Origin of the sequence: Paraburkholderia sp. GAS199 (assembly GCF_050436585.1) — a bacterium.
GTDB lineage: Bacteria > Pseudomonadota > Gammaproteobacteria > Burkholderiales > Burkholderiaceae > Paraburkholderia.
In genome coordinates this window covers 302,841-316,393 of record NZ_JBNDMM010000005.1, presented here as the reverse complement: position 1 = coordinate 316,393, position 13,553 = coordinate 302,841, and the positions used below count along the sequence as shown (strand labels likewise).

General features: G+C 62.3%; 14 protein-coding genes and 1 pseudogene. 8 read left to right on the top strand and 7 right to left on the bottom strand.

Annotated elements, in window-relative coordinates:
* Positions 1–121 precede the first annotated feature (121 nt).
* Complete coding sequence (locus P3T18_RS20945; RefSeq protein ID WP_429301872.1) at positions 122–2,323, top strand: PAS domain S-box protein; 2,202 nt, start codon at positions 122–124, stop codon at positions 2,321–2,323.
* 52 nt (positions 2,324–2,375) lie between these two features.
* On the opposite strand, the gene P3T18_RS20940 is transcribed toward P3T18_RS20945, so the two are convergent.
* Positions 2,376–2,723 carry a DUF4148 domain-containing protein gene (locus tag P3T18_RS20940; protein ID WP_429301871.1) on the bottom strand — a complete coding sequence of 116 codons (348 nt, stop codon included), beginning with the start codon at positions 2,721–2,723 and terminating at the stop codon, positions 2,376–2,378.
* Between the two features lie 307 nt (positions 2,724–3,030).
* Here P3T18_RS20940 and P3T18_RS20935 point away from each other — a divergent pair, with 307 nt between their 5' ends.
* Both P3T18_RS20935 and P3T18_RS20930 read left to right on the top strand, forming a co-directional pair.
* Entirely contained in the window at positions 3,031–3,720 is a 690-nt protein-coding gene (locus P3T18_RS20935; RefSeq protein ID WP_429301870.1) for a FadR/GntR family transcriptional regulator, read from the top strand.
* Between the two features lie 161 nt (positions 3,721–3,881).
* Entirely contained in the window at positions 3,882–4,199 is a 318-nt protein-coding gene (locus P3T18_RS20930) for an XRE family transcriptional regulator (protein ID WP_429301869.1), read from the top strand.
* On the opposite strand, the gene P3T18_RS20925 is transcribed toward P3T18_RS20930, so the two are convergent.
* On the bottom strand, positions 4,183–4,887 hold the full coding sequence (locus P3T18_RS20925; protein WP_429301868.1) for a LuxR family transcriptional regulator: 705 nt from the start codon (positions 4,885–4,887) through the stop codon (positions 4,183–4,185). The two genes, P3T18_RS20930 and P3T18_RS20925, sit on opposite strands and share 17 nt — an antisense overlap.
* A 630-nt stretch (positions 4,888–5,517) precedes the next feature.
* Here P3T18_RS20925 and P3T18_RS20920 point away from each other — a divergent pair.
* Together P3T18_RS20920 and P3T18_RS20915 are read left to right on the top strand one after the other, a co-directional pair.
* Positions 5,518–6,456 (top strand): SMP-30/gluconolactonase/LRE family protein, encoded by a 939-nt coding sequence (locus tag P3T18_RS20920; protein WP_429301867.1) that lies wholly within the window; start codon positions 5,518–5,520, stop codon positions 6,454–6,456.
* A gap of 13 nt (positions 6,457–6,469) precedes the next feature.
* Positions 6,470–6,629 (top strand): annotated as a pseudogene (locus tag P3T18_RS20915) (spermidine/putrescine ABC transporter ATP-binding protein); the annotation flags it as partial.
* On the opposite strand, the gene P3T18_RS20910 reads toward P3T18_RS20915, so the two are convergent.
* Together P3T18_RS20910 and P3T18_RS20905 are read right to left on the bottom strand one after the other, a co-directional pair.
* Positions 6,626–7,231 (bottom strand): short chain dehydrogenase, encoded by a 606-nt coding sequence (locus P3T18_RS20910; protein WP_429301866.1) that lies wholly within the window; start codon positions 7,229–7,231, stop codon positions 6,626–6,628. The pseudogene P3T18_RS20915 and the gene P3T18_RS20910 overlap by 4 nt on opposite strands.
* 286 nt (positions 7,232–7,517) lie before the next feature.
* Positions 7,518–7,958 (bottom strand): DUF3005 domain-containing protein, encoded by a 441-nt coding sequence (locus P3T18_RS20905; RefSeq protein WP_429302089.1) that lies wholly within the window; start codon positions 7,956–7,958, stop codon positions 7,518–7,520.
* 294 nt (positions 7,959–8,252) lie between these two features.
* Here P3T18_RS20905 and P3T18_RS20900 point away from each other — a divergent pair, with 294 nt between their 5' ends.
* From P3T18_RS20900 to P3T18_RS20890, 3 genes are all read left to right on the top strand, one after another.
* On the top strand, positions 8,253–8,486 hold the full coding sequence (locus P3T18_RS20900) for a hypothetical protein (RefSeq protein ID WP_429301865.1): 234 nt from the start codon (positions 8,253–8,255) through the stop codon (positions 8,484–8,486).
* Between the two features lie 138 nt (positions 8,487–8,624).
* On the top strand, positions 8,625–9,551 hold the full coding sequence (epsC, locus tag P3T18_RS20895) for a serine O-acetyltransferase EpsC (protein ID WP_429301864.1): 927 nt from the start codon (positions 8,625–8,627) through the stop codon (positions 9,549–9,551).
* Positions 9,552–9,671: 120 nt separating this feature from the next.
* Positions 9,672–10,493, top strand: coding sequence for an AraC family transcriptional regulator (locus tag P3T18_RS20890; protein WP_429301863.1), 822 nt, complete (start codon positions 9,672–9,674; stop codon positions 10,491–10,493).
* A gap of 15 nt (positions 10,494–10,508) precedes the next feature.
* Here P3T18_RS20890 and P3T18_RS20885 read toward each other — a convergent pair whose 3' ends face one another.
* From P3T18_RS20885 to P3T18_RS20875, 3 genes are all read right to left on the bottom strand, one after another.
* The gene (locus P3T18_RS20885) at positions 10,509–11,024 is read right to left on the bottom strand and encodes a metal-dependent hydrolase (protein ID WP_429301862.1); all 516 of its coding nucleotides are present in this window, start codon (positions 11,022–11,024) and stop codon (positions 10,509–10,511) included.
* A 142-nt stretch (positions 11,025–11,166) separates the two neighbouring features.
* Complete coding sequence (locus P3T18_RS20880) at positions 11,167–11,520, bottom strand: sugar ABC transporter ATPase (protein ID WP_429301861.1); 354 nt, start codon at positions 11,518–11,520, stop codon at positions 11,167–11,169.
* A gap of 323 nt (positions 11,521–11,843) precedes the next feature.
* Positions 11,844–12,995: a porin gene (locus P3T18_RS20875; protein ID WP_429301860.1), complete on the bottom strand. Its 1,152-nt coding sequence runs from the start codon at positions 12,993–12,995 to the stop codon at positions 11,844–11,846.
* Positions 12,996–13,553: the final 558 nt, after the last annotated feature.

Below are 13,553 nucleotides of genomic sequence, written 5' to 3'. Positions count from 1 at the left end.
CATTGCGACAGGAACCGATCATGGGCGTGCTGGGCGTCGTCAGATTCTCGTCTCCAGGCGCCGCATTCTTCCGGCCGTTTCCAGGCTTTCCCGCACCGTCGCGCGCCGCGCGAGTTCTATCATGATGCTCGATCAGGTCGCCGCAAAACCGTGGCGGAAGAACGTCCGCGCGCTGTATTCGCTGGCTTTCGTCGTCGCGTTGACCGTGTTCGTGATCGACGCATTTACGCCGCTCGATATCGCGATCGCCGTGCTCTACGTGGTAGTGGTTTTGCTGGTGGCGAGCACCGGTTCGCGTGCCGCGACCATCGCGACGGCCTGGGGTTGCGTGGCGCTCACCGTGCTGGGTTTTTTTCTGTCGCATGACGTCGATTACTCAGGCAGCGCCTTCGCGCGCTGCGCGGTCAGCATACTCGGCGTGGCCACTACCTCGGTGCTCGCGTTGCGAAACCAGAGCATCAACAAGACGCTGCGCGAACAGGTGGAATTGCTCAACCTCACGCACGATGCGATCGTGGCGTACGACATGAACGATCGCATCACGTTCTGGAATCAGGGTGCCGAGCGGCTCTATGGCTGGAGCGCGAAACAGGCGCTGGGTCAGCCGATTCACGAACTCACGCAAACTCACGCGTCTAAACCGATCGACGAAATCCGCAATGAAACGGTTCGGGTCGGACACTGGCAGGGCGAGTTGCAACGCGCGCGCAAAGACGGCGGGGCGGTGACCGTGTCGAGCCGCTGGACACTCTGGCGCGACGAAAAAGGCCGGCCGCTGGCGATTCTCGCCACCAACAACGACATCACCGCGCAAAAGCGCATGGAAGCCGAGTTGCAACGGCAGCAGGACGAGTTGCGCGCCACCATCAACGCGATTCCGGGCATGGTGTGGAGCGCATCGAACGACGGCCGTCTCATCTACATCAACCGCCGCTGGACCGAATATGGCGTGAAGCTCGCCGACGGTGGCGAGGACATCTGGCATTCGATCATTCACCCCGACGATTTCCCGGCCATGCAACTGGCGTGGCGCGAATCGCTCGCCAGCGGCGACCCGTTCGAAAGCATCGCGCGCATGCGGCGCAGCGACGGCGTGTACCGCTGGATGCACATCGGCGCGGAGCCGCTGCGCGACGCGGGCGGGCAGATTCTGCGCTGGTACGGCGTGAATACGGATATCGAGGAGCGCAAGCAGGCCGAGCAGGCGCTCGAACGCAGCGAGGCGTTTCTGTCGGACGCGCAACGTCTGAGCCACACGGGCAGTATCGCGACGCGTCTGCCGGACGGCGCGATGTGGTGGTCGGAAGAGGCGTATCGTATTTTCGACGTGCCGCACGATGTCACACCGAACATCGATCTCGTCCTGTCGCGCACGCATCCCGACGACGTGCCGCTCGTCCGGCAAACCTACGAGCAGGCGATTGCCGCGCAGCCGTATATCGACACGGAGCATCGTCTGTCGATGGCCGACGGGTCGATCAAATATGTTCACTACGTGGCGCATCTCGCTTCGCCCGGCTCCTCGGAAGTCGAATACGTGGGCGCGCTGATGGACGTGACCGAACGCGTGAGCGCGCAGCAGGCGCTCGATCGCTCCACGGCCGAACTGGAGCACGTCACACGGGTCACGATGCTCGGCGAACTCGCCGCTTCGATCGCCCATGAAGTGACGCAGCCGCTCGCGGCCATCGCAACGGCCGGCGATGCCGCGCTACGCTGGCTCAACCGGCCACAGCCCGCGCTGGAAGAGGTCGGGCAGTCGATCGGTCAGATGACCCGCGACGCGCGGCGCGCAACCGGCATCATCCGTCAGATTCGCGCGATGGCGCAGAAGCGCAATCCGACCCGCGTGCCGCTCGATCTGAACGCCGTCGTGGTGGAGACCGTCGAACTGCTGCGACGCGAACTGGAGGGGCAACGCGTGGAAGTCGATGCCCGATATCTCGCACCGCCTCCGCAGATTTGCGGCGATCGTGTGCAGCTTCAGCAGGTTCTCATCAATCTGATGATGAACGCCATTCAGGCCATGTCCGGCGTCGCGGACCGCGCGCGTCGTTTGCGCGTTCAGACGCAGCAATTCGACGAGCAGCACGTCGCCGTGATCGTCGAAGATTCCGGCACGGGTATCAGCGAAGAAAACGCGCAGCGTCTGTTCAATGCGTTTTTCACGACGAAAAGCGAAGGCATGGGCATGGGCCTGTCGATCTGCCGGTCGATTGTCGAAGCGCACGGCGGGCGAATCTGGGCTCAATCGCAGGAAGGGCGAGGCACGCTGATGCAATTCGTTTTGCCCGTCGACGAGCCGTCTGCCGACCCGCTATGAGCTTGCGCGCCCGTGCCGCCAGACCGGCAGCACGAGCGAGGCAACGCACCACTTAACTTCCCGCATAGATGTTGCAGAAGCTGACCGGACCGACGCAGGCCGGCTGCATGCTCGTGCGCATCGGCGCGCCCGACGAAGTGCGGGGCTGCGCGACGCCGCCGTATCCGCTGGTCGATGCGGACTGCTCGCCTTGCGCGGCGACCTTGGCTTCGGCTGCCTGGATGGCGGCGGGATAGGTCGTGCTGTCGCCGTCGCCGATGCGGTAGCCGGCCTGTTCGAGGCGCACGAGGTCGGCGCGAACTTCGGCGCGGCTGACCGGCGCGCTCGATTGCGCGAAGCTGAGAGCGGGAGCGGCCAACGAAGCGGCGGCGAGTGCGAAACCAGCGAGGATCTTTTTCATGATTGAAACTCCTTCAGTACACGTTGTGGATGGGCAAAAAGCACGTGCTGCCCAATGCGGATGAATCCGTCCCGATCGCGTGATCCGAAACCTTGCGATAACAGTTTCATACCGAAGTATGATTCGGTGTCCGTATCAATCTGTCTGGGACGTCTGGGTTCATGTGAGGGCGAACACGGCGCGATTGCCGTTATTCCCCGCCATCCACAATTTTTTTTCGACGCCGTTGTCAGCCATGTTTCGCGGGCCGACCGGCGTGATGTTTGCCTTACAATCGGACGCTAACCAGACAAGTTCCAGTCCGCTGATGAACGAGCGCAAAACCACCGGTCTGCCCGAGAAAATTTACGGCGATATCCTCAATCGCATACTCGAGGGCGAATACAAGGAGGGCGAGCGTTTGCCGACCGAGCACGCGCTCGCGGAGCGCTTCGCCACGTCGCGGCCTACGGTGCGCGAGGCGCTGGCGCGGTTGCGGGCCGACGGCATCATCATGACGCGGCACGGCTCCGGCACCACGGTCGCGCGGCGTCCCGATCCGGACGTGCGCCGTTTCGCGCCGCTCGAAACGCTTTCCGATATCCGTCGCTGCTACGAATTCCGGATGGTTACCGAAGCGGGTGCGGCCGCGCAGGCGGCGCTCAAAGCCGACGCCGACGACATCGCCGCGATCCAGCACGCGTGGGAAGAACTGGAGCGTATCGTCGAGGCGCAGGGCATCGGCGCCGCCGACGATTTCCAGTTCCATCTGGCCGTGGCGCGGGCGTCGAAGAACCCGTTTTTCATCACGGTCATGTCGTTCATCGAAGAGCAGATCATGTTCAGCATGAACCTGTCGCGCAACCTGTCGCTGGTCAAGACCGTGGAGCGGCAACGGCTCGTGCAACGCGAGCATCTGGCCGTGCTGGAAGCGATCCGGCGCAAGGATGGCCCGGGCGCCGCCGGCGCCATGCAGGCGCATCTGCAAAACGCGCTGGACCGGATGTTCGGTTCCTGAAACCCCGTTTCACTGTCGCCCGATTGGGCCGGATGGCCCGGTCCGCGGGAAAACTCATGCAATTTGAATGGTTCTGCCACCTACCTACCTGGATAGGTGCGCATGCTTATCGGGTAACGCAGAATGAGCCAACACTTTGCAATCAACCGACGGGATCGACCATGGAACTCCTAGAAAATCATTGGCAACCGCAAACCGGCCTCCACACGCGTGTGGCTGAGCCTGCTTCCGCGGTGGATCGCGTTCTGATCATTGCTTATCGCAAGAAGAAGAAGGAAAGCCAGCGCCGCTTCTGGGCACGTTTCGGCGTGACGCAGTCGCGCGGCAGCCGGTTCGAATCGGGCGCGGAGATTCCGGCGCCGGTCTCGATCCTGCTCGGCCTGTACTTCACCAAGACGGTTTCCGACGCCGACCTCGGCCGTGCCGAGCGCGTGCTGTTCAGCCGCGACGCCGCGGCGCTGCTCAATCCGGGTCAATAAGCCCGAGTTGCGTGGCAATCACGGCTGCCGCGCGGCGCGAATTCACGCCGAATTTGGTCCTGATGTTTTTCATGTGGAAGTTCACCACGGCTTCCGAACAGCTCAGGATCTGGGATATCTCCCACGTGGATTTGCCGCGCGCCGTCCATTTCAGGCATTCGCGCTCACGCGGCGTGAGCTTGGGCAGCAAGGTCTGAGCGTGCGATTCCAGATGCCGCTGGGCGGTGTCGATCACCATATCGCGCAATAACACCAGTTTCGGCAAGGCGGCGTCGACGTGGCGCCAGAAGGCTTCGTTCGGCTCGCAGTCGTTCACGAAGCACATCATGCCGGCCTCCTGATTCGGCCCGTGAATCGGCAAGGTCACGCCGGCGCGCAGCCCGTGCGCGCGGGCCACTTCATACATCGATTGCTGCGGTTCGGTCGTGAAAATGTCCGGCGCCCACATCAGCGGCGACGAACGCGTGGCGCAATGCGCAACCGTCGGATCGATATGCACCATGCCCTGTTCGTCGTAGGCGCGCTGCCAGTCAGGCGAATACGTGCTGCGCAGGTAGGCGTCTTCGCGACGGATTGTCGGGCGCGGCACCATCGCCACCATCAGCCTGTCGAAACCCCACGAGTCGGCGAGGCCCGCGATTCTGCTGAACCATTCCGCTTCGTCCGCGGCGTTCAGTAACGGTGCCATCTGCTCGATAAAATGTAGCGACAATTTGGTTCTCTCAGACTCGCAAACATCCCGTTGCGGTTAATCGCGATCCGGCCTTGCGGCCAGTTGTTTTTCCGCACAATCTATCACTAAAAATTATTTCACAAATTAGCCGGTCATTTCGAAAGAAAGCGCGCCGGCTGTGCGTCTTCGACCCATCGCACGATTTGCGCTTTATATCCGGTCTTTCGTGAAATTCGTAATCAGCTGTGAACAGATCGGCTAATTTTCTGATCGCGACATAATGATGCATCTGGTTTGCATATTTTCTGTATCGAGTCTTTCGCCGATATGAATGGCTGTATCCGGCATGACGAACCGCGTCACCGGCGAAGTACACCCCTCGAACCTGCCCTATATTGTCATATGAAAGAGTGTTTGCAGCGCTTTTACTTTGCGCTGTCACTCACGATTCACACAGGAAAGTAGCAAGCGCCGGGTTGTTTGACAAATCAGGGTGAATCCCAACGGGTGCGTTGCGAGGCCGGCCGGTTCGACGCCGCCCGCTCATCGTGCGAAGATCGCGAATGCCGCGCGCACGCCGTCCGAAGCCGGGCAACGGTTCGCGGCTTCGATCCTTCACTGACTCCACACGCCGACCACACACGCATGACTGACAACAGCCGACGCTATCCCGATCCTTCCATTCGCGTATTCGACCCGCGTTTCAAGTCGCTGATTCTGGCGTCGGCCTCCGTGGAGTGTCTTTATCAGGGCGCGCGCTGGTCGGAAGGGCCGGTCTGGTTCGGCGACGGCCGCTATCTGCTGTGGAGCGACATCCCCAACGACCGCATGCTGCGCTGGGACGAAGCGAGCGGAACGGTCACGCCGTACCGCCAGTCGTCGAACAATGCGAACGGCAATACGCGCGACCGGCAAGGCCGGCTCGTCACCTGCGAGCATCTCACCCGCCGCGTGACGCGCACCGAATACGACGGCTCGATCACCGTGCTGGCCGATCGTTATCGCGGCAAGCGCTTCAATTCGCCGAACGACGTGATCGTCAAATCGGATGGCTCGATCTGGTTCACCGACCCGACCTTCGGCATCGACAGCTTTTACGAGGGCGAGCGCCAGGTGTCCGAGTTGCCGGCCTGCGTGTATCGCGTCGACGGACAGAGCGGCGAGATCACGATGGTGATCGACGACGTGCTCGGTCCGAACGGCCTCGCTTTTTCGCCGGACGAGTCGGTGTTGTACGTGGTCGAGTCGCGAGGCGAGCCGCGCAAGATTCGCGCGTTCGACGTGGCGAGCGACGGCGTGACGCTGTCGAACAACCGTGTATTGATCGACGCCGGCGCCGGCACGCCGGACGGCTTTCGCGTGGACACGCAAGGCAACCTGTGGTGCGGCTGGGGCATGGGCACGGACGAACTCGACGGCGTACGCGTGTTCACCGCGCAGGGCGAGGTGCTCGGCCACATCGCGTTGCCGGAGCGCTGCGCGAACGTCTGCTTCGGCGGACGGCATCGCAATCGCCTTTTCATGGCGGCGAGTCACGGCCTGTATTCGCTCTATGTGAACGCGCAGGGCGTGCAGGGCGGCTAGTCGGCGGTTGTAACGCATGACCCTCTACATGACCCACGATCAGGACGAAGCGCTTTCGATGGGCGATCGCATCGTGGTGATGAAAGAGGGCGTCGTGCAAACAGGTCGCCGCGTCCATCGAGATGGTGAAGCGATTACGCGAGCTGCACGTCGCGCGTTTTACTTCGTTTCAATAGCCCACGCGATACACGCGGCCGGTTTGCGCGCCTTCCACGCTGCGCAGATAAGCCAGCGCGGCACGTTGCGCCGTGACCGCTTCGAAGCCGCGGAAGTAGGGGGCGTAAGCGTCCAGCGACTCGCTCAGCACGGTCGGACTCACCACGTTGATGCGGATGCCGCGCGGCAATTCGATCGCCGCGCCGCGCACGAAACCTTCCAGCGCGAGGTTGACGGTGGTCGCATTGGTGCCTTCGCGAATCGGTTCGTCGGCGATGATGCCGCTCGTCAAGGTGAACGAGCCGCCGTCGTTCACGTACTGCCGGCCGGCAAGCACGACGTTGATCTGACCCATCAGCTTGTCGCGCAGACCGACCCAGAACTGCTCGCTCGTCATGTCCTGCAGCGGGCCGAAATGCACCTTGCCGATGGTCGTCACTACGCCGTCCACCTTGCCGATCTCGCGAAACAGCCGCTCGACGCTGGCAACATCGGTGCTGTCCACCTGGTATTGGCCGCGTGTCGCGCCGACTTCGATGACTTCGTGCCGCGCCTTCAGTTCGGCGGCCACGGCCTGGCCGAGCGTACCGGTTGCGCCGATCACCACGATCTTCTTCATAGGCTGCTCCGTTTTGAGTGCAATGGTGCGTTGCGGATTGAACGTGGCCGAATTGTCCCGAGTTTTGACGTTTTGAAAAAGGCGTCCTGACGAGCAGGTCTTGCAACTGCGGGTTTCTAATCACGCGAATAATCGTGACAAGGCGCACGCCGTTATTCAAACGGCGTGCGCCTGGGTATTCCTCAGTTAATCGGCGCGAGCGGCGCGCTTCAAACAGACGCCGGGCGCGAAAACCGCGCGTAAAAACGATGCTTGAAAACCGCGCCAATACGCGAAGGGCGAATATTTATTTCACCCGATGTAATTCGATCACGCGCGTCGGCCGTAGATGATTGAGCGCGTAATGAACGCGGCCGCGGTCGCGATGAAATGCCATCGGCACGGCGTCGTCGAACAGCCGGTCGGTCGACTCCGCTCCCTGCGGCTCGACCATGCCTTTGTCGATCACGACATAGCCAGGTTCGAGCGCGAGCAGCAGATGATTGCCGCCGACGCGGCTGTCGAAACCCGCCATACCATCGCGTGCTTCGGGCACGCTGTTGGTGAGCGTGGCGTTGGAGGCGGTGATCTCGTCGGGCGCAATCGGACTGTAGCCGGCAATGCGGGCTGCTTCGAGGTTCTTGCCGTCGGTGTCCACGGTGCTGTCGTGCGTGCGATCGTTGTGCAGTTCCGTGGAACTCGGACCGGACGCCGCGTCTGCTGGCTTGTCGATTCCTGTGCTGTTCATCATGCGTTCTCCGTTGAAGAGGGACATGGGTGAAGCTCAGCAATACTCGTTCCGCCATGCCGGCGCACTGCATTTAGTATGCGCGTTGCCGCCGATGCAGCGTGTTTTCGCATGGCGATTGCGTCCCGCATTCTTTTCGATTTTTTTAATGGACGCGTATTTTCTACAGAGTATGATCTTACTCCGACGAGCGAAGTGCGGTTAAATTGACGAGACGTGCCGGTCATTTTTTCTGACCGGTTCCAACGGCCGCGCTACTCAAAAACTTTACGGGGCCGTCAGGGCGGGTGATACATGCACTTCGATGCTGCATTCACACATCGCGGTTATTTGCTGAATTGCGCACCGGCGCGTGCCGGCGACGGCAGTTGGCAACCTTATGTGGTCATCTCCCGTTCGAGCGACGGCGAACTCGTCGCCAACCGTTTCTTTCCCACTGAACTGCGCTTTCCCGACGAAGCCGCCGCGATCGCCCACGCGCGCGATTGGGCCGTGCGCTGGATCGACGCGAGCAGCGTCACCATCTGAACCGTCTGCCAAAGTACAGCGCTCGCGCCTGCATCTGCTGTCGGCGCGGCGCGAGCACCTTGCGCGAGCCTCGACAAAACGCGGTAATCTCTCGGGACAATCACTCTGAACCGTGCTCCCGCACGGCGCTGTCCTTTTATGCCTAACGTGCCTTCCCAGAACTGGGGTCTCGAACAGATCGTCGCTGATCTGCGTGCCTCGCGTGAACAACTGCATCGCACGCGGCATCCGCTCGGCATTCGTGAACTGCCGTCGCGTGAAGCGGTGGTGGGAATCGTCGCCGGCCTGCGCGCGGCGCTGTTTCCCACGCATTACGGCGCGCCCGATCTGACCGACGAAACCGTCGACTACTACGTCGGCCACACGCTCGAAAGCACGCTGCGTCTGCTCGCCGAGCAGATTCGCCGTGCGCTGCGTTTTCTGCCGGGCTTCGGCGAAACGCCGGACGCGGAACTCAAGGAGAGTGCCTTCGACGTCGCGCGCGAATTCGCCACGCAGTTGCCGGCCATCCGCGCGCTGCTCGTCAGCGACATTCAGGCAGCGTTCACCGGCGACCCCGCCGCGCAGCACATCACCGAGATTCTGCTGTGCTATCCGGGCGTGTGGGCCATGACGCATCACCGGCTCGCGCACGCGCTGCATCGCCTCGGCGTGCCGCTGCTCGCGCGCTTCATCAACGAGATCGCGCATTCGGCAACCGGCATCGACATTCACCCTGGCGCGACGATCGGCCCGAGCTTTTTCATCGACCATGGCACGGGTGTCGTGATCGGCGAGACCGCGATCATCGGCGAACGCGTGCGTGTCTATCAGGCCGTCACGCTCGGCGCGAAGAGTTTCGCGGCCGACCTCGACGGCACGCTGATCAAAGGCAACGCGCGGCATCCGATTGTCGAGGACGACGTGGTGATCTACGCGGGCGCGACCATTCTCGGCCGCGTCACGATCGGCCGCGGCTCGGTGATCGGCGGCAATGTCTGGCTGACGCATAGCGTGCCGCCGGGCAGCAGCGTCTCGCAAGGCAAGATTCGCGAAGGCGAGCGCTCGGACGAAGGCGGCCGCTGATGCACTCGCCGGCGTGTCGTGTCGATCGCGCCGGTCGCTCCGATCGCGCCGTCCGACACGCTCGCCGGCCGGCCTGCGCGGCCGCGCGCCGCGTGCGGCATTTCGGTTAGGCGCCGATCCATGCAACGCGGCCGCGTCCTCATGCCTCGTTGCGCGCTCGTCGGCGTCGAGGCCACCGTCGCCGAAACCGCGCATTCGTTTCCCCGTCACTCACACGATCGCTACGGTATCGGCGTGATCGTGCGCGGCGGTCATCGCTCTGCGAGCGGATGCGGCGTGGTCGAGGCGCGTGCGAACGACGCGATCATGGTCAATCCCGGCGAAGTGCATGACGGCAGTCCGCTCGACGAGCGCGGACGCGCGTGGCGCATGATGTACGTCGAACCTGCGTTGGTGGAAGCCGCGGCGCGCGAGTTGGGCGAGGCGGGCGCGCGCGGCATCGAATTGACGCGGCCTGTTACGCACGATCCGGCGTTGAAGCTGCTGTTCGAGCGCGTCTTTGCGGTGTCGGTCGAGGCGCCTCGTGTGCTCGATAATCTCGTGCAGGAAGAGGGCCTGCTCGACCTGCTTGGCTATCTATTGCGGCATCACGCCACGGCAAATGCGAGGCCGCGTTTCGCCGAAGCATCGAGCCCCGTTGCGCGAGCGAAGGCGCGTATCGACGACGACCCTGTCACTCCGCTGACGCTCGCCGATCTCGCGCGCGATGCGGGTATGAGCCGCTTCCAGTTGCTGCGAAGTTTTGCGCAGCAAACCGGTTTGCCGCCGCACGCTTATCGCATGCAGCGGCGGGTGGCGCTCGCAAGACAGTTGATCGCACGCGGCACGCCGCTGGCGGACGCCGCAGCGGCGGCGGGATTCGCCGATCAGAGTCACATGACGCGCGCGTTCGTCAGATTGCTCGGCGTCACGCCCGCGAACTACGCGGCCGCGAAAGCCTGACGCGACGGGATCACCTCAACTGGTTCGCAGGTAATGCAGTATCGACGCGCCGCTCATGCCGTGCAGCCAGACGTGCTGGCCGATGAACCACGCCGCCGCCCACGACGCCGCGACGACGATCAGATCGCAATGGCCGCTGTTCCATAAATTGAGCGAATGACGGCCCGCGACCCACGGCACGCCGAGTGGATTAGGCCAATCCGCGAGCAGATGCATCAGCCCGCCGCACGCGAATCCGAAAGCGGGCGCGGCATACAGCGAATGACCCAGCCAGTGATAGGAAAACGCGAGTAGCGCGAGCCAGCCCACGCCCCAGTGAGTGAGGGTTCGATGCGTGATCCACAGACGCCGCGCGCGCGACCACCACGCCACTTCGAGCCAGTCGGGCGCGGTGCTTCCCGCCACGCCGGCGATGAAACTCAGCAGCACGCCGAAATGAAATTCGCCGCCACCGCTGATGCGCGCGACGATTGCTGCCGCGATTGCGCCGGCGGCGAAACCCGTCGCGTGATGTGCCTTGCTGGATGCCATCGAAACTCGCGGCTGAACGTGCCGCCCGAAACACAAAGGGCGGCTATGTTCGCAGATGCGTCGATAAAAAAATAGCCGATGCGCAAGATAAAAAAATGCGCATCGGCGTGGCCTTCAACAGCCCGACAGCGAGATTAAAAATTCAGGTCGCGCAGCGTGCAATGTCGAAACGCATTTCCGGCTCGGGTGGATCGTCCGGCGCATTCGCGGGATGCATTACCTTGATGACGGAGCCCGAGTTGGACGGCGTGAGCGTGACGAAATACGAGTTGTTCGAATCGGAACCGACGGCCAGTTCGGTTGCGCCGCCGACGCTCGACGCGCGCACGCGCGAGAGGCGGTCCTGCAGACAGTTCGCGATGTAGGCCGGCGTACGTTGCGACGACACGTAGACCAGCGGTAAGGAGGCGTCGCGGGCGGGGCCGCTGGAAGAGCCGCAAGCGGCGAGTGCGGCGGTGAGTGCAACAACGGGAACAGCAAGGAAGATTCGTTTCATGGTCCGGTCGTCGGCGTCCCCGGTCAGGTGCGGGAACTTGGGGCGCGGGCGAAGCGCAACGCGACGCAACTGCGTATGAGGTCGTGCTTCGCGACGAAGCCGCCGTTCAGCCGCCGCGCAGAAGCAGCGAGGAAGGCAGCGCGACTCAGTATACCTGGCGCCTGCTGGAATCGTCACGCGCTTCGTAACCGAACGTATCTGCGATGAAAAAAACCCGTGCACGATCGGGCGCGGGTTTTTTCTGCACGGCGCGGTGGGTCACCGCGCGTGCAGCGAGCGGGCTTAAAAGCGCGGGCTTAGAAACGTGGGTTAGAAGCGCGGGCTTAGAAGCGATGACGCAGACCGACGGCCGCGGCGACCTGGTTGCCCGTGCTCGACGGCGCCAGCGTGTTGATCGCGGCCACGTTCGAACCGAAGTTGCCGAGTTCGCCCGACGCGTGCTGATAGACGCCTTCCACGTAGACGTCCGTGCGCTTGCTCAGCGAGTAGTCGCCTTGTAGCGAGACGGTGTGCCACTTCGGATCGCCCGAGCCGTTCGAGCCCGACATCTTGCCGTCCGTGAACGTGTACGACGCGGCGAGACTTAGTGCCGGCGTGAGCGCGTATTTGCCGTTCAGCTCGTAGTTGTCGAGATGAAGATTGGTGCCGGCCACGCCCGGCAGCGTCGCGCCGCCGACGTCCACGCCGGTGATGCCGTCGAGTTGCGTGTGCGTGTACACGAAGCCGGCCGTCGCCGGACCGTAGGTGTAGTTGATACCCGCGCCGAACGTGCGCTGCAGATTGGCCGCCACGGCCGCGGTGCCATCGCCTTGCGACACTGCGCCGCCGAGGTTCGCACTACCGGAGTTGTTCAGTTGCAGGTAGGCGGCGGCTACGCTCAGCGGACCGTTGTCGTACGAAGCGCCGGCACTCCACGCGCGATTGTTCGAGAACTGGCCGGCCGAGTTGCTGAAGCCGTAGAGGCCGCCGAATTTCAGGCCGGCGTAATTAGCGCTCGTGTACTTCACGGCGTTCTTGACCGAGAACGAGTTGTCGAGGTTGTCGTTGTCGAACGGATGCGCGGCCAGGTTATTGCCGTAGCCCGCGCCCGCTTCGGAGAGCGGCGCGAGATAGTCGACCACGGAGTCGTACTGACGGCCGAGCGTCAGCGTGCCGTATTGATCGCTCTTCAGACCGACGAAAGCCTGACGGTTGAACATCGTGTTGTTTTCGGAGAAGCGGCCGTTGTTCAGATTGAAGCCGCTTTCCAATGTGAAGATGGCGTGCAGACCGCCGCCCAGGTCTTCGCTGCCGCGCAAGCCGAAGTAGGTGTTCGACACCGAGCCGCTGCCTTGCTGCCAGTTGCTATGACCGCCCTGGTTGTTCGAGTAGACGAGGCCGGCGTCCAGTGTGCCGTAGAGCGTTACGCTGCTTTGCGCGTGAGCGTTGATGGCGCATGCGCCGAGCAGACCCGCTGCGATGAGAGTTTTTTTCATGGTGGTTCACTCCGAAACTGTGCGTGGAGAAGCGAATTGCGGTGAATGCCGTCAATACGATGGATTGCGTGGATGGCGCTCTCGACGGCAACTCGCTGCGCAGTGTATTCCCGCTAATTCGCGCTATAACTGCGATTAACGCAAGAATGAATTTATGAATTAGGAAAGATGCGAGCGGGCGATGCAAGTGCTCGTAAATAAAGAGGAAAAAGGCGAGGCCGGCAATGGCGGGTTGTCATGTCAATTCGACTGTGTTGCTGGCTTGCGACGGCCTGAAAGCGCGAGTTTTGGATGATTTATAAAATGGAATTGGTTCAATTTATATTGCCGTGCTTTTCGGCAAATCATTGTTCCGGATTGCGTTGTGTTTCGGCGTGATTCGCGCTTATACAATGGGTTTATCCCTCGACCAGGGGTTGTCTTTTTCATTCTTGTTTTTTCTCATACGCGGCTTTCGAGCCGCGTTTTTTTTATCCGGCTTTGGGTTTTTGCATTAAAGGCCGTATGCGGTCACTGTCGGACGGACCGATGGCCCGTGACTTGTCCGATCGTCATAGG

Coding starts and splice junctions, on each gene's coding strand:
- P3T18_RS20910 (WP_429301866.1), bottom strand. CDS start 7,231: ATGAAGAAGATCGTGGTGATCGGCGCAACCGGTACGCTCGGCCAGGCC.
- P3T18_RS20920 (WP_429301867.1), top strand. CDS start 5,518: ATGACTGACAACAGCCGACGCTATCCCGATCCTTCCATTCGCGTATTC.
- P3T18_RS20935 (WP_429301870.1), top strand. CDS start 3,031: ATGAACGAGCGCAAAACCACCGGTCTGCCCGAGAAAATTTACGGCGAT.
- P3T18_RS20900 (WP_429301865.1), top strand. CDS start 8,253: ATGCACTTCGATGCTGCATTCACACATCGCGGTTATTTGCTGAATTGC.
- P3T18_RS20925 (WP_429301868.1), bottom strand. CDS start 4,887: ATGGCACCGTTACTGAACGCCGCGGACGAAGCGGAATGGTTCAGCAGA.
- P3T18_RS20885 (WP_429301862.1), bottom strand. CDS start 11,024: ATGGCATCCAGCAAGGCACATCACGCGACGGGTTTCGCCGCCGGCGCA.
- P3T18_RS20940 (WP_429301871.1), bottom strand. CDS start 2,723: ATGAAAAAGATCCTCGCTGGTTTCGCACTCGCCGCCGCTTCGTTGGCC.
- P3T18_RS20890 (WP_429301863.1), top strand. CDS start 9,672: ATGCAACGCGGCCGCGTCCTCATGCCTCGTTGCGCGCTCGTCGGCGTC.
- P3T18_RS20930 (WP_429301869.1), top strand. CDS start 3,882: ATGGAACTCCTAGAAAATCATTGGCAACCGCAAACCGGCCTCCACACG.
- epsC (WP_429301864.1), top strand. CDS start 8,625: ATGCCTAACGTGCCTTCCCAGAACTGGGGTCTCGAACAGATCGTCGCT.
- P3T18_RS20945 (WP_429301872.1), top strand. CDS start 122: ATGATGCTCGATCAGGTCGCCGCAAAACCGTGGCGGAAGAACGTCCGC.
- P3T18_RS20880 (WP_429301861.1), bottom strand. CDS start 11,520: ATGAAACGAATCTTCCTTGCTGTTCCCGTTGTTGCACTCACCGCCGCA.
- P3T18_RS20905 (WP_429302089.1), bottom strand. CDS start 7,958: ATGAACAGCACAGGAATCGACAAGCCAGCAGACGCGGCGTCCGGTCCG.
- P3T18_RS20875 (WP_429301860.1), bottom strand. CDS start 12,995: ATGAAAAAAACTCTCATCGCAGCGGGTCTGCTCGGCGCATGCGCCATC.